Here is a 20,382-nt window from a genome sequence, read left to right on the forward strand (position 1 = left end):
CGATCGCGTTTTCCCGATGGCAGGGGGCGATCGCCTTTGTCGTGGGTGCCTAGCGCAGGATTGCTGAACCAGGCCTAGAGCGTGCGCTTACTCAGGATCTGCGCGGCGGGGGTCATTTCATAGACGATCGGCACCCCGGTCGCCAGCTCCAGATCGGGCACGGTTTCCGGATCGAGCTGGTCGAGGTGCATGATGATCGATCGCAGCGAGTTGCCGTGGGCCGCCACCAAGACCACCTCGTCTTGGGCGATGTGGCTCAAGATCCGGCTCTGGAAGAAAGGCAGGGTGCGGGCTGCCGTGTCGGCGAGGCTTTCGCCGCCGGGGGGCCGAGTGGCAAAGGAGCGTCGCCAAGTGTGGACGACCTCTGAGCCGTACTTGGCGGCGGTTTGGCTCTTGTTGAGGCCCTGCAGCTCGCCGTAGTAGCGTTCATCCAGGGCCGCCGAGAGAAAAATCGGTAGTTCTTGGCTTGGGTCGCCTTCGTAGGCGTCCCAGCCGTGCCAGTCGGGATCGTCGGCGTTGTGCTTGAGCACGGGGCTGCGATCGCCACACACGCCTTCGCACTCAGTGAGGGCGATGATGGCGGTCTCGATGGCGCGAATCAGCAGGCTCGTGTAGCAGACGTCAACGCGGTAGTTCGAAATTTGCTGGGCGGCGCGGCGGGCTTCTTCTCGGCCCTGCTTGCTCAGGGGGACATCGACCCAGCCCGTAAAGCGGTTGGCAGCGTTCCAGGTGCTCTGCCCGTGACGAATCAAAATCAGCGTGGCCATGATTTCTCCTGGGAGTCTGGCCAAACTTTAGCAGGGGGGCGATCGCCGTTGGCGGGATCGGAATCACCTAGGTGGGTCATCCAGGCAGCCGGGGGCGATCGCTAAGCTAGAAGCATGTTTGTGGCGGGAAAATTCCCATGGGTGATTTGGCAACCAATCTCCGAGAAGCTCAGCCAGAGGCGATCGCCGACGTGAGCGCGATCGTGCAGCTCGAGCAGGTCTCCAAGGTGTATGGGGAGGGGGAGACGGCGGTCTATGCCCTTTCAGAGATCAGCTTGACGGTCGAGCCGGGCGAGTACTGCTCCATCATGGGGCCGTCGGGATCGGGAAAATCCACGGCCATGAATATCATTGGCTGTCTCGATCGCCCGACCAGCGGCAGCTATCACCTAGATTCCCAGGAAGTCGCTCGCCTCACGGATGCAGAGCTAGCCATTATTCGCAATCGCAAGCTGGGCTTTGTGTTCCAGCAGTTTCATCTGCTGCCCCAGCTGACGGCCCTGGAGAATGTGATGCTGCCCATGGTGTACGCCGGGGTTCCGGCCCGAGAACGCCGCGATCGCGCTGCCATTGCTCTAGAGCGGGTGGGCCTGGCCAACCGCCTCAACAATCGCCCCAGTCAGCTGTCGGGCGGTCAGCAGCAGCGGGTGGCGATCGCCCGCGCCATCGTCAACGAGCCGGTGCTGCTGCTGGCCGACGAGCCCACGGGTGCCCTCGACTCCCACACCACGCGGGAAGTTCTGGACATTTTCGGCGGCCTCAATGCCAGCGGCATGACCATCGTCATGGTGACCCACGAGCCCGAGGTCGCGCGCTGCACCGGGCGGATCGTCTGGTTCCGCGATGGCCAAGTGATCCACTCCCATCTGGCGCCAGAGGACCTGGGCCACACCGTCAGCATGTGAAACATGCCTCAAGACTTATTATTGCTCTTCACCCCTTCTGCTCCCCTTCTCCCAAGTTTGGGAGAAGGGGTTGGGGGATGAGGGTGATTCTTTGACTTCTCAGACATCCTCTAAGGGAAAATAAGGGGTCTTGCTCTTTCACTTGACCGCTGAATCTCCGCGTGAACCAAGCCGATTTGCCTCTGCTGAACGCCCTCCAGACCCAGGCGTCTCGCCCCTACGCTCCCTTTCATACGCCGGGCCACAAACAAGGCCGGGGCGCACCGCCGGAGCTTGTGGCGCTCTTGAGCACCCAAGGACTGCGCGCGGACCTGCCAGAGCTGCCGGAGCTGGACAATCTGTTTGCGCCGCAGGGGCCGATTTTGGCGGCCCAGGAGCTGGCCGCTGAGGCCTTTGGGGCGGACCAGACCTGGTTTTTGGCCAATGGCTCGACGAGCGGCGTGATCGCGGCGATCGCGGCGACCTGCGGTCCGGGCGACAGGCTGATTTTGCCTCGCAATGTCCACCAGTCGGCGATCGCGGGCTTGGTGGTGTCGGGGGCAACGCCTGTTTTCGTAGCGCCGGTGTATGACCCGGCCCAAGGTCTGGCCTATGGCCTGGATCCGGAGGCGATCGCCCAGGCCCTGGTCGACCATCCCCAGACCAAGGCGGTGCTGATCGTGTCGCCGACCTACGAGGGCGTGTGTGCCGACGTGGCTGCGATCGCGGCGATCGCCCACCGCCACGGCGTGCCCCTGATCGTCGATGAGGCCCACGGTCCCCACTTTGCCTTTTACCCCGAGCTTCCCCCCTCGGCCTTGGCGGCGGGGGCGGACCTGGTCATCCAGTCCACCCACAAAATCCTGTCGGCGCTGACCCAGGCGGCCATGCTCCACCTGCGGGGCGATCGCGTTATGCCCCGCCGGATCAGTCAGGCCCTCCAGCTCGTCCAGTCCACCAGCCCCAACTACTGGCTGCTGGCCTCCCTAGACGCAGCGCGCCACCAGATGGCCACCGAAGGCCCGGCCCGAATGGCAGCGGCGATCGCCCTCGCCCGCCGCGCCCGGGAGCAGCTCCAAGCCCTACCGGGCCTCTCGCTCCTGGAGCCGCCCCCCGTGCCCCAGCCCGGCTTTGCAGCGCTGGACCTGACGCGCATCACCGTCGACGTCACCCAGTGGGGCTTTGATGGCTTTGCCGCCGACCAGCGCCTCCACGAAGCCTTTGGCGTGACCGCCGAGCTGCCGACTCTGCGGCGTCTCACTTTCTTGGTCACCCTGGGCAACACCGACGCAGATATCGAGGCGCTGGTGCAGGGCTTTCATCGCTTGGCCGCTGAGGCTAGCGCGCCCCTCGTGCCAGCGCCCTGGCAGCCCCTGGAGGCCGACGGACCGCTGGCGCGATCGCCCCGGGAGGCTTTTTTTGGATCTCAGACGACCGTTCCCCTGGCAGAGGCCGTCGGCACCATCAGCGCCGCCACCGTTTGTCCCTATCCACCGGGGATTCCGGTGCTGCTGCCGGGAGAGCGCATTACCCCTGCTGCTGTCCGCCTCGTTCAGGAGGTGCTGGCGGCAGGCGGATTTGTGACGGGGTGCGGCGAGGAGGCAGATCCCCGGGTGAATGTCTTGCAGGAGTCACTGTAACGGTCTCCCGCCGTCAACCAAGTGAGTCCACGGCAGGGTCGCCCCAGCGGCCACTCCGAGCGATTGTTCCTTAAGATAGGGCGAGGGTTCCCCCAAGCTGGAAGCTGTCCCAGTAGAATCAGCTTCGGAAGCCGACGCAGGAGTTTCCCTCCTCTGACCCCACAATCCTGCCTATTCCCCACCGTGCGCCGTCATCCATCTGTTGCCCCTATGCCCTGTCAACTCTGGCCCTACACCACTCCTGGCATCACTGACGACCTGTTTGAAGGATTGCCCGGCATTCCTATGACCAAGCGGGAAGTGCGCCTGCTGATCTTGTCCCAGCTGCGGCTGAAAAAAGATGCGGTGTTTTGGGATATCGGCGCTGGCACCGGCACGATTTCGGTGGAGGTGGGGCTGCTGTGTCCCGAGGGGCGCATTGTCGCAGTGGAGCGAGATGAAGAAGTGGCGGCCTTGATTCGGCGCAACTGCGATCGCTTTGAGGTGGGCAATATTCAGGTGATCGAGGGCAATGCGCCCGAGTGCCTGGAGGCTCTGGCTGATTCGCCGGACTGCGTTTGCATCGAGGGCGGGCGATCGGTGCGGGAAATCTTGACGGCGGTGTGGCCGAGGCTGCGATCGCCGGGGCGCGTGGTGGCGATCGCCAGCAACCTCGAGGGCCTCTACGCCATCTCAGAGAGCTTTTCGGCCCTCCAGGCCCGCAACATCGAGGTGGTCCAGTCCGCCGTCAATCGCCTCGAAAAGCGCGGCATCCACCAAACCTTTGCCGCCGCCGACCCCCTCTTTGTCCTGAGTGCCGAAAAGCTGAGCTAGCGAGCAATACCGCTCCGCAGCCTTACGCTCGGTATAAGCTTAGGTTAACCCTATTGAAGGCCGCGATCGCGCGTTTTCGGGTCATTCACCTCACACTGCCTTGCTCTATGCCTTGGTCTCGAATTGTCAGCGGAATCGTAGCGATTGTCCTTGCCCTCGGAATGATTTTCCTCGGCGGCTGGTACTTCACGCTGGGATTCGGCATCATCATCTATCTGGGACAGCAAGAATACTTCCAGATGGCTCGGGCCAAGGGGATTCTGCCAGCGGCCAAAACAACGTTGGTTGTCAGCCAGCTGCTGCTGATCACCTCGACGCTTTCTCCTGCCCTTGCGGATGCTGTGATGCCCGTGGCCGGGACGTTCATTTGCTTTTACCTGCTCTTTCAGCCCAAGTTCGCCACCATTGCTGACATTGCCACGTCAATTTTGGGCTTGTTTTATGGCGGCTACCTGCCGAGCTACTGGATTCGGCTGCGATCGCTCGGCAGCGCAGCCAGCACCAATCTTCCCCTGGGCGGCTTCTGGCCAGAGTCCTGGAGCCTGAGCAGTCTCCCCGAAGGCCTGACCTTGACTTTGCTGTCCTTTGGCTGCATCTGGGCCGCCGACATCGGCGCCTACACCTTCGGCAAGCTCTTTGGCCGCACCCGCCTCTCGGACATCAGCCCCAAGAAAACGGTGGAGGGCGCAGTGTTTGGCGTAGCTGGCAGCGTGGGCGTAGCGATCGCCGGTTCCTGGTATCTCGACTGGCCCGCCTGGCCCTACACCGGGGTCGGCCTGGGACTGATCATCGGCATTGCCAGCCTCCTGGGCGACCTCACCGAGTCCATGATGAAGCGCGATGCGGGCGTCAAGGACTCCGGCCAGCTGATTCCCGGCCACGGCGGCATTCTCGACCGGGCCGACAGCTACGTCTTCACGGCTCCTCTGGTTTACTACTTCGTCACCCTGCTGCTGCCCCTGCTCTCCTAGGGCCACGCTCCGTCGCAGCCTGCGATCGCCGACTTTCAAACCCAAGCCAAGCGCTTGCCCCACGGTTTCGAGACAGAGTCCGCAGGGCAAGCGCTTTATGGCAGGGCAAAAACTCAGCTGAAACCGAGGCTAGCCCGGCAGCACCGTTAAGTGGCCCTGGCAGTGGAGGCATTCGCTAGACAAGGTCAGGTCTTCGATCACCACGGTTTCGCCGAGGTCGAGGACATAGCCATCGAGCTCCCGCAGGGGAATGCCGCGCTGGGCGTTGAGGTGGGGCAGCCAGGAGGGCTTCTCGAAGCGCAGATAGCGTCCCTGGCCCGACAGGCCCGTGCGAATGATCAGAGGCACCGCTTCGCCGCTGGCTGAGCGGATCTGGCTACTGAGGATCAGGGCGTCGGGGAGCAGCTTGACCTGGAGATTTTGCAGATTGAGGGGGCCTTCGGTGGTGACCTCCTCGCCGATGGCGTCGGTGCTGCCCAGCCAATCGGTCAAGAAGTCGATCACAGCGTTGGCAAACAGCGGCGTTTGCAGGGAGGCGTTGAAGTCGGCCTCTTGGAGCGTGAGTTCGGCGGTAACGGGGATGGGCTCTAGGAGCTGAAGGGGTTTGCCGCGCAGCACCTGGCCCAGGTTGACCCGGATGTTTTCGCCCGTCATGGCGATCTGGCTCAGATGGATGCCTTGGTAAATGGCTTTGCGGGCGGCGAGGACGATGCGCGGTAGGTAGCCCGACAAAATCTGGCGATCGCCGCTGGCAATCTCGATCTGGAGATCCTCGATGTGCTCGACCTGCGATCGCAGCCACAGCTTGACCGCCGGCGTCAGCACCCGGCTGATCAGCCGACTGCGGGGCGCGCGATCGCCCTTGGCCTGCTCAGCCTCTGGGCCTTCAGCTTCCAGCGGATGGGACGAAGAAAAATCTGAACTCTCTGAACTCATGAAAAACCACTGTGACAAAGAACCGGAGCCAGCGACGCCCTCGGTCCGAGCGGGCTGGGCTGCAGTTTAGGACGCGGCTGCTTTGCAAAAGTTTACCGCACGCCCCAACTCGAATCTTGCCTCAAATTTTGTGTCAAGAATCTCTGACAATTGCCCTGATCCCCTCAAGGATAAATGTCAGGAAAATTTGACATAACGATCCCCATTTTTGCCTAGAATTCGTAGAACCTCGCAAAATCAGCCTTTTAAGGCCTTGATCTCTTTTGATTTTTTTGCGACATATGAAGCAAGCGAGCGATCCCCACTTCACTGCTTGATCCCAAAAAGATCGCAACGAACGGGGGCAAGGCTCCTAGCTCCAGGGCTTGTTTTGGCTCCGGATGCTGTGAAGGAGGGTCTAGCGCTGCGACCACTATTCGGTTCGCGATCGCTTGCCAGTGAGTTCCAGGTCAACCTGGAGACAAAGACTGCAGACTACGTAGACCGACCACTGAATATGCCAGGGAGTCCAACGCTCTGACTTCTGACCTAGAGCTCTCGCAACGCTCTAGGGCTACAGCCACTGCCAGAAGTCCTGCATTCGATGTCTTTACCCAATCGGAGACCATACCCATGGCTAAGGAACGCCCACCCCTAGAAGAAATGACTCTGCGGCAGCTGCGCAGGGTAGCCAGTGAGTACGGGATTTCCCGCTATAGCCGCATGCGGAAGTCCCAGCTTTTGGCATCGATTCAAGAAGTTCAGCGAACCAAGTTTTCCCTCAGTCCATCTCGTACGCTGGAGGCGCAGGAAGAAGTGGAAGCAGCAAAGTTTGAACTCGGGCAAGAAGACCGTACTGGCGGAGAACTGTCTTCGGTTGATGAAGGATTGGCGGATCTCCCCTCGGGCTACGGCGAAAGCCGCATTGTCCTCCTACCTCGGGATCCGCAGTGGGCTTACGCCTACTGGGATGTGCCCAACGAGCACAAGGAAGACGCTCGTCGCCAGGGCGGATTGCAGCTGGCGCTGCGGCTGTACGACGTGACGGATATCAACCTAGAGCACCAGAGCCCCCACAGCCTGCAAGAGTATCCTTGCGATGAGCTGGCTCGGGAGTGGTACCTGCCGGTTCCGGTGAGCGATCGCGACTATGCGATCGACATTGGCTATCGCTGCGCAGACGGTCGCTGGCTGGTCTTGGCGCGATCGCTGCCTGTTCACATTCCGCCGGTGTACCCCTCCGACTGGATCGAGGACAACTTCATCACCATCAACTGGGACGAAGAGCTGCGCGGCAAGAAATTCTTCGAGCTGGTTCCTCCCAGCAAGAAGCCCGCACCGGTGGCTGGCGACAGCCCCCTCTACGAAAAGATCTTCGGCATGGCCCAAGGCGCCGAGGCTCAGCGAGTGGCCGGTTCCCTCTTCGGCTCCATGCAGCACGTGGCGGGCTCGGTGGTCAGCTCCTACGTCTTCCCGTCCGGCGTGGGAATGTGGGCGCTGCCGACGGAGTCTGGCATGGGCCTGACGATGTCCGGCGCTGGCATGTCCGGCGTTGGCTTCTCGGCCTCGATGCCGCCCATTCGTCCCCGCAAATTCTGGCTGGTGGCCGATGCTGAGCTGATTGTCTACGGCGCGACGGAGCCTGACGCGACTGTCACCATTGGCGGTCAGCCGATCAAGCTCAATCCCGACGGGACTTTCCGCTTCCAGATGTCCTTCCAAGACGGCCTGATCGACTACCCGATCATGGCGGTGGCGGCCGATGGCGAGCAGACCCGCTCTATCCATATGAAGTTCAACCGCGAGACGCCCTCTCGCAACACGAACACCAAGGCAGAAGCGGTCGAGGAGTGGCTCGTTTAGGTCTCTCGACGGTCTTGCACATCAGATTGAAGTAGCCATAGCAAACAGCCTCCGGTTTTCGCCGGAGGTTTTTGTTTAGGGTGATCTGGCGTCTCGGGCAACAAAGGGCGATCGCCCCCAGTCTAAAACCCCAGTGCCTCAGGCCGCGAGGCCCAGAGTTTCGCTTCTGGCGGATTCCCTTTCGATTCGAAATTTGATTGTATTTAAGAGTGTTAGCAGCGTGGTGCGACCGAGTGAATAAAATTCCACCTCTGGATTTAACCCAGCAATATCAGCAAATTGAGGCTGACGTTAGCAAGGCCGTGTTGGCAGTCTTGGCCTCGGGACAGTACATCGGCGGTCCCCAGGTTCAGCAGTTTGAGACCCAATTCGCAGAGTACATCGGCACCCGCCATGCCGTGGTCTGCAACTCCGGCACCGATGCGCTGTATCTGGCGATGCGGGCTCTGGATATTGGTCCGGGAGACGAGGTGATCACCACGCCCTTTACCTTTGTGGCGACGGCGGAAACCATTAGCGCCGTGGGCGCGACGCCGGTTTTTGTGGACGTTGATCCCCTGACCTTCAACATCGATGCTGACCAGGTCGCGGCGGCGATCACCGACAAGACTCGGGCGGTGATTCCGGTGCATTTGTTTGGCTATCCGGCGGATATGACGCGGCTGATGGCCGTGGCCGAAGCCCACGGTTTGACGGTGATCGAGGACTGCGCCCAGGCCACGGGCGCCCAGTGGCAGGGCCAAAAGGTCGGCGCGATCGGCCACGTCGGCTGTTTTAGCTTCTTCCCCACCAAGAACCTGGGGGCCTGCGGCGATGGCGGGGCAATCACCACCAATGATCCGGAGCTGGTGGGGCGGCTGCGATCGCTGCGGGAGCACGGCCAGCGCCAGCGCTATCTCCACGACGAGGTGGGGGTCAACAGCCGCCTGGACGCTGTGCAGGCCGTGATTTTGCAGATCAAGCTGCGCCATCTCGACACCTGGAATCAGCAGCGCCACGCCGTCGCCGAGCGCTATCACCAGCTTTTGGCGCCAGTCCCAGATGTTGTGGTGCCTCAGGTCGCGACCCAGGGGCGCTGCGTCTGGAACCAGTACACCGTGAGGATTGTGCATCCAGCAGCAGCTGATCTCCAGGCGCGGCGCGATCGCCGCGACGCCGTGCGCCAGTTCTTGCAGGATCAGGGGGTCAGTTCCATGGTCTACTACCCAATCCCGCTGCACCTGCAGCCGGTGTACCAGTCTCTGGGCTACCGCGAAGGCCAGCTGCCGGTGGCGGAGCGGCTGGCCTGTGAAGTCCTGTCGCTGCCGATGTTTCCCGAGCTGCCGCCCGAGGCACAGGCCCAGGTCGTCCACGCCCTCAAGGACGCGATCGCCCTCTAAAGCGTCTCGGTTCGCACCTCCGCTCCTTCTCAAAAAGCAGTCTGCAGCTTCTGCGGGCTGCTTTTGTTGATCAGGCGCGTCTAAAACGGCACCAGAAAATAATTTTTGTAAAGCTTTGACGGCGATCGCAGGTCGTAAACCCCAAAAGGATCAAGGCAAACAGCGCTAGAAATGAGCGCTTTCTACAATCTCCAAAAGAAAAAGCGCCATTCTCGCAATCAAGCGCTTTTTACTTCTCTGGAAACGTCTAAAAGAAGCCGTATTTCTGAAGAAAAAGCACTGCTTTCAAGTAGCGAAGACCAGCTCCAAACCCAGGGCTTATTTACAAAAAATTAACGATCAGTCGGCCCTTTAGTGAAATATTTTGTATTTTCTTATACTATAGTTAATGAAAAGATAAAAACCTGTGAATTTAGGCAAACTAATGCCTTGGAAGCATCATAACTCTTTGCTCCTTGGCCCCATCTCAGGTCTTTCTTTTGAATTCTTCAGTGATCTCAACAGTGATTTCAACTTTTGTGCAGAGGCACCTCTCCCAAGGCCAGTCACTGCTCTCTCGCTCCGGCGGCTTCGAGATCGCTGCGGATCGCCTGATTCCGTCGTCAAAACCTCATTACGAAGGCAAGTGTGAGCGTGATTCGGCAACAAACGGTTTCTTCAGCCCAGACCCTTGACTTCCCTTTGCAGCGCTACGATGCTGCTGCGATCGCCCGCTACTATCGCTCCCGCCCCTGGGAAATTATCGGGCGCGCCCTTACGATCATTTTCTCCTTCCTCAACTTTTTAGCGGGGATTCAGTGGGACAAATGGCGTCACCAAGAAGAAGCCAACAAGTTCAAACGCGCCTCACAGCTGCGCCAGATTTTGACCCGGCTCGGCCCCACCTTCATCAAAGTTGGTCAGGCTCTCTCGACGCGGCCAGACCTCATTCGGCCGGATTTTCTCGAAGAGCTGATCAAGCTACAAGACCAGCTGCCTCCCTTCCCCACTGAGACCGCCTTTGCAATCATTGAGGCGGAGCTCGGCCAGCCGGTCCACCAGATTTATCGCGATATTTCTCCCGAACCCGTCGCGGCAGCCAGTCTAGGCCAGGTTTATCACGCCTATCTCGCCACCGGCGAAGAAGTGGCCGTCAAGGTTCAGCGGCCCAATCTGCTGCCGGTCCTGACCCGCGATTTGTTCCTGATGCGCTGGGCCGCCAGCTGGCTCGCGCCCTGGCTGCCCCTGAATCTCGGCCACGACCTGACCCTGATCGTTGATGAGTTTGGCACCAAGCTGTTTGAGGAGGTCGACTACCTCAACGAGGGCCGCAACGCTGAGCGCTTTGCCGAAAACTTCCGCGAAACTGCCTGCGTCAAGGTTCCAGCCATCTATTGGCGCTATGCCAGCCAACACGTCCTGACTCTCGAGTGGATCCACGGCTTCAAGCTCGCGGGAACCGAGTGCCTGAAGCGAGCGGACACCATCGACACCGATGCAGTGATTCGCATCGGCGTTACCACCGGTTTACAGCAGCTTCTGGAGTTTGGCTTTTTTCACGCAGACCCCCATCCGGGCAACCTGTTCGCCCTCGAAGATGGCCGCATGGCCTACATTGACTTCGGGATGATGGACCAGCTAGACGAAGAAACCAAGGAAGCCTTGGTGGACTCAGTCGTGCACCTGATCAACCGAGACTACGTGGAGCTGGCCAAGGACTTCGTCAAGCTGGGCTTCCTGACGCCGGACGTTGACATTATGCCTATCGTGCCGGCGCTGGAGTCGGTCCTGGGCGACGTGATGGGCGAGAGCGTCGGTAATTTTAACTTCAAGACCATTACCGATCGCTTCTCGGACTTGATGTATGAATATCCCTTCCGAGTCCCTGCAAAGTTTGCGCTGATCATTCGGTCTTTGGTCACGCAGGAGGGTTTGGCCCTTAGCCTCAATCCCGACTTCAAGATTGTCGAGATTGCCTATCCCTACGTGGCCCAGCGGCTGCTGAAGGGAGAATCACCGGCTTTGCGGCGTCGCCTAGTGGAGGTGCTGTTCAAGGACGGCCGCTTCTGCTGGGATCGCCTGGAAAACCTGATTGCGATCGCCCAGTCTGACCAAAGCTTTGATTTGCTGCCCACGGCTCAGCTCGGCTTGCAGTACCTGATGTCCGAGGAAGGCCAGTTTCTCCGCCGTCAGCTTTTGCTGGCGCTCACCGAGGACGATCGCCTGCACACAGAGCAGGTTCAGCGGCTCTGGCGCCTGGTCAAAGACGATCTCCAGCCCGCTCGCCTCTGGGACGTTGCAGTAGGCGCTCTGACGGAGTTTTCCCTCGAAAGTGCGGCTTCGTTGTTTCCGCCCGTGGCTGCGCTGACGACCTCCCCAAGAGACTAAGCAGCAAGCCACGCTGAGCAGAAGTATTTCGCTGCTTTCACTTTGCGACGGAATTGGGCGCTTACTTCTAGGTCTAGGGCGCTTCGGGGATCTGCAATCAGGCTTTGGTGATGCCGGAAGCGATCGCGGAGATCCTCCCAAGAGCAGCCTCAAGCAGCAAGAGACAGGCAGAAGCGCGCTACGCAATCTCGGCAAAATCGACATCTTGTAGAATGAGCTTGATGCTGAAACCAGGATAGGGATTGTCGAATCCTGGCTCCAAAGCTTTCCAAGGCTGTTTGTCTAGATTTTGTTTTGGGCAAACACTCAGCAAGTGGCCTGTCGCGGCGTTTTGGCCGCAGGTTCGTCCCAGCGTAAAGGGCCTGGACCTGAGATACAGGCAGTCTTTGGAGCGATCCAAACAATCTCCAGCGCGATCGCCCGGTGCTGAGCTGGAGTGAATATCAACCTCAGGATTCAAGGAGTACCTTGTGCAATTTTATTTAGAACCGCCTTATTTCTTGCTGGTCGCTGGCCTGTTCATCGGCGTCACGTCCGGCGTCGCCTTTGAAGCCACGCTCAAGGAGCTGGTGCAGGAGTGGTATCGCCAGCGCTCTAGCCGCACCCTGGCCACGATGCAGGGCTCTCACTTGCAAGTGCCCTATTTGGGGATTGCGATCGGGATTGCGCTCTTTTTGGGCTCTGGCCTAGAAATTTTCGGGTTTTCCCGCTTTCTGTCCTACGCAGTGGCGCTGCCGCTGACGGTGCTGACGGCGTGGCTCGTGTGGTCTCAGCTCGGCAAAATTCTTGTTCAGCTGGAGCGGGGCGGCTCTAAGGCGATCGATCTAGACTCCATCGGGTAAATCCAGCGCCATCTAGCGATCGCCCTGTTGCCGTTTTATTGTTGCGACAAGCTTGATGGTAGCCCGCTGATCGGATCAGCGGGCTTTTTGCTGGCGATCGCCCCCGCAAAGCGCAAAGGCGCACCAATCAAGCTGAAGATTGATACGCCTTGAATTTAGAACGCTAGAGGGCGATCGCGAGACCTAGACCATCTCAGAAGTAGCCTGGGTAGCGGGCTGCACCTGAGGCTGGAACTGGAAGAGCGAGTAGACCACGTCGCGGCGGATATTGGTCATCATGTCCAAGAAGAGCTCATAGCCCTCACTCTTGTACTCGATGAGCGGATCGCGCTGGCCATAGCCCCGCAGACCCACAGACTCTCGCAGGGCATCCATCTGCTGGAGGTGCTCACGCCAGAGGGTATCAATGCGCTGGAGGATAAAGAATCGCTCCGCTTGGCGCATCAGACCCGGCTGAATTTGATCGATTTGCGCTTCCTTGAGGTCGTAGGCAATGCGGACCTGCTCATGGAGGAAGGTCTTGATCTCATTGACCGAGAAGTCCTCAAGCTGGGCGGGCTCGAGATCCGACAGCAGGTAGACAAACTCTTTCACCTTGTTTACGAGGTTGGGCAGATCCCACTCGTCCGGCGGCAGTTCTGGGTTGACGTAGGCGTCCACAATGTCGCTCATCGTCTTCTCAGCGTAGGTAATGACCTGCTCCTTAAGGTCTTGCCCCTCAAGGACGCGTCGCCGCTCGGCATAGATTGCTCGACGCTGGTTGTTCATCACCTCGTCGTACTCAAAGACCTGCTTTCGAATGTCGTAGTAGTAGGTCTCGACCTTGCGCTGAGCCCCTTCGAGGGAGCGCGTCAGCATGCCCGATTCGATGGGCATGTCTTCTTCGACGCGGAAGGCATTCATGAAGCCAGCCACGCGATCGCCACCGAAGATGCGCAGCAGGTTATCTTGCAGGCTCAAGAAGAACTTGGTAGAGCCCGGGTCTCCCTGGCGGCCAGCCCGACCGCGCAGCTGGTTGTCAATGCGGCGCGACTCGTGGCGTTCAGTCCCGATGACGTACAGACCCCCGCGCTGGACAACCGCCTCATGCTCGGTGCTGGTAAAGCGCTCGTACTCGTGACGAACCGCGTTGTAGGCGTCGCGAATGTGCTGAATGACGGGGTTCTGGGTGGGGGCCTTCTCAGAAGCGACCGCGATGAGGTCTTCGGCCTCCAGTTCAGGCAGCGATCGCTCCCCGTGCTGCTTCACCGCAAACTCCACCGCATCCTTCAACTGCTGCTCGATTTCCTTGGGCAGGTCGTTCGGGAAAATATCCGGCGAGGCTTTCCAGGTTTTCACCTTGGCGGCGGTCCCTGCGAAGCCCTGGCCACCGCTGCGGCCAGCGCCCGCTCCCGGAACCCGCATCACGCCAAATTCATCCTCGTCTTCGGGCTTCACGATGCGAGGCATCAGGTACTCTCGCACCTTGAGGCGGGCCATGTACTCGGCGTTACCGCCGAGGATGATGTCGGTACCGCGACCGGCCATGTTGGTGGCGATGGTGACAGCGCCGCCGCGACCCGCCTGGGCCACGATCTCCGATTCCCGCTCCACGTTCTCAGGCTTGGCGTTGAGGAGGTTGTGAGGGACGTTGCGCTCGCGCAGCAGGGCCGAGAGAACCTCGGATTTCTCGACGCTGGTGGTGCCCACCAGGACCGGACGGCCTGCTTCGTGCATCTGGGCGCACTCATCGGCGATCGCCCGCCACTTCGCCTCTTCAGTCTTGTAGACCACGTCGGACAAATCCTGACGCAGACGAGTCCGGTTGGTCGGAATAATGGTGACTTCGAGGTTGTAGATCTTCTCGAACTCTGCCTCCTCCGTCTTGGCCGTTCCCGTCATGCCCGCCAGCTTGGGATACAGCAGGAAGAAGTTCTGGTAGGTGATCGTCGCCAAGGTCTGGGTTTCAGGCTGGATCTCGACGCGCTCCTTGGCCTCAATGGCTTGGTGCAAGCCGTCGCTCCAGCGCCGCCCCGGCATGACGCGTCCTGTGAACTCGTCCACGATCACGACTTCATCGTTCCGGACGATGTAGTTCACGTCCTTGATAAAAAGTTCTTTTGCTTTAATGGCGTTGAAAACGTAGTGAGCCCAGGGATCTTTGGGGTCAAAGAGATCCTGAACGTTCAGTTCTCGCTCCGCCTTGATAAAGCCCTCATCCGTCAGCAAGACGTTGCGGGCTTTTTCGTCTACTTCGTAGTCTTCTTCGCTTTGTAGCGCCCGCGCGACCTCTGCCGCCCGCAGGTACTTCTCGCTGGGGCGCTCTACCTGACCGGAGATGATCAGGGGGGTGCGCGCTTCGTCTACCAGGACGGAGTCCACTTCGTCGATGACGCAGTAGTTGAAGGGGCGCTGCACCACATCGGCCATGGAGGTGGCCATGTTGTCGCGCAGATAGTCAAAGCCGATTTCGCTGTTGGTGGCGTAGGTGATGTCGCAGTCGTAGTTGCGCTTGCGCTCGGCGGGGTTCATGCCCTGCTGGATCAGACCCACGCTCAGGCCCAAGAAGCGGTGGACCTGGCCCATCCATTCGGCGTCCCGGCGCGCCAGGTAGTCGTTGACGGTGACGACGTGGACACCTTTGCCGCTGATGGCGTTGAGGTAGGCCGGCAGGGTTGCCACGAGGGTTTTGCCTTCACCGGTTTTCATTTCGGCGATCTGGCCATCGTGGAGGACCATGGCACCGATCATCTGCACGTCAAAGTGCCGCATTCCTAGGACTCGCTTGGCCGCTTCGCGCACGACGGCGAAGGCTTCGGGCAGGATGTCATCCAGGCTCTCGCCCTTCTCTAGGCGCTGCTTAAATTCTCCAGTTTTGGCCTGTAGCTCTGAGTCCGAGAGTACTTTGATTTCGTCCTCAAGGAGGTTAATCTCCGTCACAATCGGTTGATATTTTTTGAGCTTGCGTGCGTTGGGGTCACCCAGCAGTCGTTTCAGCATGGCAGGAGCGGAGAAGGTTAGCGTCCGAGAAATGCAACAAGGGGTTCGACAATGAGCGTTAGAGGCGCGGCTTCTCGGGGAAGAGAAAGGCGATCGCATTGACCCAAACCCACAGTCGAGCCGAAGCCTCAGAAAGCGCTAAAAGCGTTATCGTCTGGACGGCTGACTGTAAGTTCATCCTATCACTTTGCTCCGTGGGCAAAGGCGGGATTCCCGTATCTCAACCGGTTAGGGCTCGGCTTGGGCGTCTGCGAGGCGACGGAAGTTGAAGTCGCTGACGCCTGGATGACAGCTTACGCAGCCCGTGAGGGTGACGGGGCGGGGCAGATCGACGGTGGGATGGAGGGCTTTGAAGTAGCGCGATCGCTCGAGGCGGTAGGGGACTTCTTCGCCTTCTTTGAGGGGGCGCGAGAAGATCTGAAGGTAGTTCCAAATCAGCAGCCGGCCCGGATCGACTGGGGGGGTGATTTGCTGGCCGTAGTGCTGGGGATCTTGGAGCAGTCGTCGCCAGGTTTCTGTGGGCAGGACCGCCGGGGGAATCGCGATGTGACAGCTGCTGCAATTTTCGAGGTAGAGCTGCTGGCCAAGCTGATGGACGGGCGGGACGGGGTCGACGGTGCCAATGGCGGCTGGCGCTTCGCTGGGGAGGGTGGGGGTTTGGCTGTAGGCGCTGAGGGATAGAGCCCAGCCAATGCAGGCACTCCAGAAGGCAAGGAGAACCATGAGAACGACGGGCGATCGCCGTTTTCGCCGCGGTAGGCGGGTCGGGGAGGGGGTGTGCTGGGGTGCCTTATCCATGGAGTGCCGGGTATTTCAAAAGAGCGAGGTGCTAGAGCGCGGAGGGCCGGAGCAACAGAACCAACGTGGTTTTGCTGCCGTTTTCTATGATCTCCGATCGGGCGGCTCGGCTACAAGGACGGGTGGGGCCAAGGGGAGTTCCGGGAAGGGCGATCGCAGAAACGATCGGGCAGCCGAGAGTTCAGCGCGGTGAATTTCTTCAGCTATTTCTCTGGTGGCTTTTAAGGTTTGGAGTTGTTTTTAAAGGGTGACAAAAGTGTGGAAACGCTCTGTCGAAGACTGGGTCTATGCATTACTGTTGAACGAAAGCCAACTAACTTAACAGTCAGTCACATCCCCCAAATCCCGGGCTCGACGCCCTTGTTCTAGCAGGCCAGCGAGAGCGCTGACTGACTGATCCAGTCCACTTTGACGCCAGCGACGATGCTGGAGGAACCGACCAATATGGATTGCCGCCACATTCAGTTTTGCGATCGCAAGGAGCGAATTGATCTAGAGCAGCTTCGCTCTTTGTTTGATTTGGCTGCCTTTTGGGCGAAGGGGCGACGACTGGAGGATTTGGCCACGGCGATCGCCTTTAGTGAGCCGGTGATTGGGGTGTGGGATGGCGATCGCCTGATTGGCTTCGCGCGGGCCACCTCTGACGGGATTTATCGAGCCATGATCTGGGATGTGGTGATTCATCCGGATTATCAGGGCGCGGGCCTCGGGCGCAAGCTGGTGGAGACGGTGCTGAGCCACCCTCGCCTAAGCCGGGTGGAGCGCGTATACCTCACCACCACCAATCAGCAAGCTTTTTACGAGCGGATCGGCTTCCAGCCCAATGGCTCGACCACCATGGTGCTGCACAACCAGCCGATGGATAGCCCTTGCCCAGCCTGGATGGCTGAGATCTCCCAGTAGAAGCTGTCTAGGTGCAATGCGATCGACCCAGCCCCCGCCAGCAGTTCGCCTGCGGGGGCAGATCCCTAGAGGGGGGCACTCGGGGGCTCGCCCATGGGCAGGGTCAGGCGCGTGCGGGTTTTGGTGGGAGCCTTGGGATCGTCGGTTTCGAGGGGGGCGCTCAGCAAATCGAGGGTGCCGCCCAGGACGCTGGCGATCGCCTGGGCCATCAGGAAGCGCATTCCCGGCGAGAGCTTGGTCCAGGGAGCGCCTTCGGGAGACACTTGCAGCTGCTCAAGGCGCAGAGGCTCCTGGAGGGCGATCGCCGGCCGCTCATCTTCGATTTCGAACACCACCCAGTCGCCGCTGACCGTGCTCTTGAGCGTGACATAGCCCTCATTCATCAGAGTGAGGGGAATGTCGAGCAGATTGAGCAGCACCTGCTGGAGGCAGCGGGCATCCGTCTGGACGTAGAGATGGGCATCAATGGGCTCTAGGGTCAGGCGAATGCCGCGATTGGCGGCTTGCAGGTGGGTGAGGTGATAAAGCTCATCGAGCAGGCTCGCGACGTAGACGGGCCGGATCTGGGGCGGAAAGGTGCCGTGCTCCAGCTTGGAGACACCAATCACTTCGTCGAGCTGCTCGACCATCTTGAGCAGGGTCTCGTGGGCTTGGCCAATGAATTCACGCTCCTCCTCGGGGCTGTCGCACAGGTCGGACTCGATGAGCTGTAGCAACCCCAAAACGCTGTTGAGGGGCGATCGCAGTTCGTGGGACGTCCGGGCCAAAAAACCACTCTTGAAGAGAGCATTTTCGCTGGCAGCTTGGTAGGCCAGCTGAGCTTGGCGGACCTGGCTACGCATGCGATCGATGAGCTGGTCCGCGGCGCTGCCGTCAGCCCCAGTAGACTTGGCGGCGGAACTGCGGGGCTTGTGGCGCAGCGATCGCGCTTTGAGCAACCATCCCAGCACACTGCCCATTCCGAGTCCAACGATTAGCAACGCCCAGGGCATGGGTCTTGAGCTCCTTTTGTGAAAGTGATCGGGGCCGTGAAGTCCAACTTGAGGGGCATTTGCTGCCTAGCTGACTAGTTCAGATAACTTTGACCGTTTTTTGAGGGGCGATCGCCCCCATCCGATCGCCCCTCATCCTAAGATGAGACGCAAGAACTAGAGGGCTTCCAAGGGCAGATTATGGTTCGATATCTAGCGGTGCTGCGGCTGTTTTGGAGTACGGCGATCGCTGCCGAAATGGAATATCGCCTTAACTTTGTTTTAGCGGCCCTCAGCAGCCTAGGTGGTTTTCTAGGCAGCCTCTTCGGCCTGTTTCTCTTTTACCAAACCGGCTATACCTTTTCGGGCTGGAGCTGGAACGAAGCCCTCGTCGTGCTGGGCATCTTCACCCTGCTACAAGGCTTCTCAGCGACCTTTCTTGTGCCCAATCTCAGCCGCATCGTTCGCCATGTCCAAGAAGGGACTCTCGATTTTCTGCTGCTCAAACCTCTCAGCAGCCAGTTTTGGCTTTCGACCCGAATGATCTCTCCCTGGGGATTTCCAGATTTGGCCTTTGGAGTGATTTTGGTGATTTACGCAGGCTGGAAGCTGGGGCTGTCGCCTTGGCGCTATGTGGGAGGCATTTTCCCCCTCTTGCTAGCGTTGATGAGCCTGTACAGTCTCTGGTTCATGCTGGGAGCCACAAGCATCTGGTTTGTCAAAATCTACAACACCACCGAAGTCCTGCGGGGCCTGATAGAGGCGGGGCGCTATCCCATCGTGGCCTATCCGGCTGCCTATCGCATCTTTTTTACCTTTGTGGTGCCCGTAGCGTTTCTCACCACCGTACCGGCTGAGGCAATTTTGGGCCGGGGCGACTGGCTGTGGTATCTCGGTTCTGGCAGTCTGGCGATCGCCCTTTTCCTCGGGTCCATCGGTCTTTGGCGCTTTGCCCTGCGCTTTTATACCAGTGCCTCTAGCTAGGGGCCAGCCAATCGAAAGGGCGATCGCCCAACAAAAAACCCCAAGCCAGCGGCCCGGGGCGAGGATGCAATTCTAGGGGCAGCGCCAGGGGCGATCGCCCCTGGCACCGACAGCTTCTAGCGATCGACCGATCCCATGATGATGTCGATACTGCCCAAAATTGCCATAATATCCGCTACCTTCACGCCGCGCAGCAGGTGAGGCAGCACCTGGAGATTGTTGAAATCCGCCGCCCGGATCTTCCAGCGCCAGGGGAACACCGTGTCATTGCCCTGGATAAAGATACCCAGCTCGCCCTTGCCGCTCTCGAGGCGCACATAGTGCTCGCCCGCCGGAATCTTGAAGGTCGGCGGAATCTTCTTACCAGCAAACTGGTACTCAAAGTCATTCCACTTCGACTTCGGACCTTCCATCATCCGCTTGGCCTCTAGGTTCTCGTAGGGGCCGCCCGGGATTCCCTTGAGAGCCTGCCGAATAATCTTGGTCGACTCCCGCATTTCGCGAATCCGCACCAGATAGCGAGCCATGCAGTCGCCCGCCGTCTCGTAGTGCACATCCCAGTCAAAGTCGTCGTAGCACTCGTAGTGGTCGACCTTGCGCAGGTCCCACTTCACGCCCGAGCCGCGCAGCATCGGCCCTGACAGCCCCCAGTTGATGGCTTCTTCGCGGGTAATAGTGCCAATGCCCTCGATGCGTCGCCGGAAGATCGGGTTGTTGGTGATCAGGCGCTCGTACTCATCGACCTTGGGCAGGAAGTAGTCGCAAAAGTCTTCGCACTTGTCGATCCAGCCGTAGGGCAGATCCGCCGCAACGCCGCCAATGCGGAAGTAGTTGTTGTTGATCAGGCGCATGCCGGTGGCGGCTTCCCACAGGTCGTAAATCATCTCCCGCTCCCGGAAGATGTAGAAGAAGGGGGTCTGGGCGCCGACATCTGCCAAGAAAGGTCCAAGCCACAGCAGATGGTTGGCAATCCGGTTGAGCTCCAGCATGATCACGCGGATGTAGCTGGCCCGCTTCGGCACCTCGATGTCTGCTAGCCGTTCGGGGGCATTGACCGTGATTGCCTCGTTGAACATGCCTGCCGCGTAGTCCCAGCGGCTGACATAGGGGACGTACATGATGTTGGTGCGGTTTTCCGCAATCTTCTCCATGCCCCGGTGGAGGTAGCCAATGACGGGCTCACAGTCCACTACGTTTTCGCCGTCCAGGGTGACGATGAGCCGCAACACCCCGTGCATGGAGGGGTGGTGGGGGCCCATGTTGAGCACCATGGGTTCGGTCTTGGTTTCGATCATTGTCATAGATG

General features: G+C 59.7%; 16 protein-coding genes. 10 read left to right on the forward strand and 6 right to left on the reverse strand.

Going from position 1 to position 20,382, the window contains the following annotated elements; all coding sequences use genetic code 11:
* Positions 1-74: 74 nt before the first annotated feature.
* Positions 75-767, reverse strand: coding sequence for a 2,3-bisphosphoglycerate-dependent phosphoglycerate mutase (locus tag GEI7407_RS12240; protein ID WP_015172498.1), 693 nt, complete (start codon positions 765-767; stop codon positions 75-77).
* Positions 768-904: 137 nt separating this feature from the next.
* Here GEI7407_RS12240 and GEI7407_RS12245 point away from each other — a divergent pair, with 137 nt between their 5' ends.
* The 4 genes from GEI7407_RS12245 (at position 905) to GEI7407_RS12260 (ending at position 5,075) form a co-directional block, all read left to right on the forward strand.
* Positions 905-1,672 (forward strand): ABC transporter ATP-binding protein, encoded by a 768-nt coding sequence (locus GEI7407_RS12245; protein WP_015172499.1) that lies wholly within the window; start codon positions 905-907, stop codon positions 1,670-1,672.
* Positions 1,673-1,833: 161 nt separating this feature from the next.
* Positions 1,834-3,291, forward strand: a complete 1,458-nt coding sequence (locus GEI7407_RS12250) for an aminotransferase class I/II-fold pyridoxal phosphate-dependent enzyme (RefSeq protein WP_015172500.1) — start codon at positions 1,834-1,836, stop codon at positions 3,289-3,291.
* Positions 3,292-3,501: 210 nt separating this feature from the next.
* A complete protein-coding gene (gene cbiT / locus GEI7407_RS12255; RefSeq protein WP_015172501.1) occupies positions 3,502-4,104 on the forward strand; it encodes a precorrin-6Y C5,15-methyltransferase subunit CbiT in 603 nt (200 codons plus the stop codon).
* A gap of 107 nt (positions 4,105-4,211) precedes the next feature.
* Positions 4,212-5,075 (forward strand): phosphatidate cytidylyltransferase, encoded by an 864-nt coding sequence (locus GEI7407_RS12260; RefSeq protein WP_015172502.1) that lies wholly within the window; start codon positions 4,212-4,214, stop codon positions 5,073-5,075.
* Between the two features lie 129 nt (positions 5,076-5,204).
* On the opposite strand, the gene GEI7407_RS12265 is transcribed toward GEI7407_RS12260, so the two are convergent.
* Positions 5,205-6,011 carry a DUF2993 domain-containing protein gene (locus tag GEI7407_RS12265; RefSeq protein ID WP_015172503.1) on the reverse strand — a complete coding sequence of 269 codons (807 nt, stop codon included), beginning with the start codon at positions 6,009-6,011 and terminating at the stop codon, positions 5,205-5,207.
* Positions 6,012-6,623: 612 nt separating this feature from the next.
* Here GEI7407_RS12265 and GEI7407_RS12270 point away from each other — a divergent pair.
* The 4 genes from GEI7407_RS12270 to GEI7407_RS12285 all read left to right on the forward strand — a co-directional run bounded on the left by GEI7407_RS12270 (position 6,624) and on the right by GEI7407_RS12285 (position 12,441).
* Positions 6,624-7,853 (forward strand): DUF4912 domain-containing protein, encoded by a 1,230-nt coding sequence (locus tag GEI7407_RS12270; RefSeq protein ID WP_015172504.1) that lies wholly within the window; start codon positions 6,624-6,626, stop codon positions 7,851-7,853.
* 233 nt (positions 7,854-8,086) lie between these two features.
* On the forward strand, positions 8,087-9,232 hold the full coding sequence (locus GEI7407_RS12275) for a DegT/DnrJ/EryC1/StrS aminotransferase family protein (RefSeq protein ID WP_015172505.1): 1,146 nt from the start codon (positions 8,087-8,089) through the stop codon (positions 9,230-9,232).
* Between the two features lie 627 nt (positions 9,233-9,859).
* Positions 9,860-11,599, forward strand: coding sequence for an AarF/ABC1/UbiB kinase family protein (locus GEI7407_RS12280; RefSeq protein ID WP_015172506.1), 1,740 nt, complete (start codon positions 9,860-9,862; stop codon positions 11,597-11,599).
* Positions 11,600-12,069: 470 nt separating this feature from the next.
* Positions 12,070-12,441, forward strand: coding sequence for a hypothetical protein (locus tag GEI7407_RS12285; protein ID WP_015172507.1), 372 nt, complete (start codon positions 12,070-12,072; stop codon positions 12,439-12,441).
* A 183-nt stretch (positions 12,442-12,624) separates the two neighbouring features.
* Here the strand turns inward: GEI7407_RS12285 and secA are convergent, their stop codons facing one another.
* Both secA and GEI7407_RS12295 read right to left on the reverse strand, forming a co-directional pair.
* Complete coding sequence (secA, locus tag GEI7407_RS12290) at positions 12,625-15,420, reverse strand: preprotein translocase subunit SecA (RefSeq protein WP_015172508.1); 2,796 nt, start codon at positions 15,418-15,420, stop codon at positions 12,625-12,627.
* Between the two features lie 228 nt (positions 15,421-15,648).
* Positions 15,649-16,218 carry a diheme cytochrome C gene (locus GEI7407_RS12295; RefSeq protein ID WP_015172509.1) on the reverse strand — a complete coding sequence of 190 codons (570 nt, stop codon included), beginning with the start codon at positions 16,216-16,218 and terminating at the stop codon, positions 15,649-15,651.
* Between the two features lie 444 nt (positions 16,219-16,662).
* Here GEI7407_RS12295 and GEI7407_RS12300 point away from each other — a divergent pair, with 444 nt between their 5' ends.
* Positions 16,663-17,121 (forward strand): GNAT family N-acetyltransferase, encoded by a 459-nt coding sequence (locus tag GEI7407_RS12300; RefSeq protein WP_041269012.1) that lies wholly within the window; start codon positions 16,663-16,665, stop codon positions 17,119-17,121.
* A 65-nt stretch (positions 17,122-17,186) separates the two neighbouring features.
* Here the strand turns inward: GEI7407_RS12300 and GEI7407_RS12305 are convergent, their stop codons facing one another.
* Positions 17,187-18,113: a sensor histidine kinase KdpD gene (locus GEI7407_RS12305; protein ID WP_015172511.1), complete on the reverse strand. Its 927-nt coding sequence runs from the start codon at positions 18,111-18,113 to the stop codon at positions 17,187-17,189.
* Positions 18,114-18,293: 180 nt separating this feature from the next.
* Here GEI7407_RS12305 and GEI7407_RS12310 point away from each other — a divergent pair, with 180 nt between their 5' ends.
* Positions 18,294-19,076, forward strand: a complete 783-nt coding sequence (locus tag GEI7407_RS12310; protein ID WP_015172512.1) for an ABC transporter permease — start codon at positions 18,294-18,296, stop codon at positions 19,074-19,076.
* Between the two features lie 116 nt (positions 19,077-19,192).
* Here GEI7407_RS12310 and GEI7407_RS12315 read toward each other — a convergent pair whose 3' ends face one another.
* Positions 19,193-20,377, reverse strand: a complete 1,185-nt coding sequence (locus tag GEI7407_RS12315) for an NAD(P)H-quinone oxidoreductase subunit H (protein ID WP_015172513.1) — start codon at positions 20,375-20,377, stop codon at positions 19,193-19,195.
* Positions 20,378-20,382 lie beyond the last annotated feature (5 nt).

Origin of the sequence: Geitlerinema sp. PCC 7407 (assembly GCF_000317045.1) — a bacterium.
Classification (GTDB): domain Bacteria; phylum Cyanobacteriota; class Cyanobacteriia; order PCC-7407; family PCC-7407; genus PCC-7407.

Bases quoted from the DNA above. Each gene is read 5' to 3' on its own strand.
- GEI7407_RS12240 (WP_015172498.1), bottom strand. From the start codon at position 767: ATGGCCACGCTGATTTTGATTCGTCACGGGCAGAGCACCTGGAACGCT.
- GEI7407_RS12245 (WP_015172499.1), top strand. From the start codon at position 905: ATGGGTGATTTGGCAACCAATCTCCGAGAAGCTCAGCCAGAGGCGATC.
- cbiT (WP_015172501.1), top strand. From the start codon at position 3,502: ATGCCCTGTCAACTCTGGCCCTACACCACTCCTGGCATCACTGACGAC.
- GEI7407_RS12260 (WP_015172502.1), top strand. From the start codon at position 4,212: ATGCCTTGGTCTCGAATTGTCAGCGGAATCGTAGCGATTGTCCTTGCC.
- GEI7407_RS12265 (WP_015172503.1), bottom strand. From the start codon at position 6,011: ATGAGTTCAGAGAGTTCAGATTTTTCTTCGTCCCATCCGCTGGAAGCT.
- GEI7407_RS12270 (WP_015172504.1), top strand. From the start codon at position 6,624: ATGGCTAAGGAACGCCCACCCCTAGAAGAAATGACTCTGCGGCAGCTG.
- secA (WP_015172508.1), bottom strand. From the start codon at position 15,420: ATGCTGAAACGACTGCTGGGTGACCCCAACGCACGCAAGCTCAAAAAA.
- GEI7407_RS12295 (WP_015172509.1), bottom strand. From the start codon at position 16,218: ATGGATAAGGCACCCCAGCACACCCCCTCCCCGACCCGCCTACCGCGG.
- GEI7407_RS12300 (WP_041269012.1), top strand. From the start codon at position 16,663: ATGGATTGCCGCCACATTCAGTTTTGCGATCGCAAGGAGCGAATTGAT.
- GEI7407_RS12305 (WP_015172511.1), bottom strand. From the start codon at position 18,113: ATGCCCTGGGCGTTGCTAATCGTTGGACTCGGAATGGGCAGTGTGCTG.
- GEI7407_RS12310 (WP_015172512.1), top strand. From the start codon at position 18,294: ATGGTTCGATATCTAGCGGTGCTGCGGCTGTTTTGGAGTACGGCGATC.
- GEI7407_RS12315 (WP_015172513.1), bottom strand. From the start codon at position 20,377: ATGACAATGATCGAAACCAAGACCGAACCCATGGTGCTCAACATGGGC.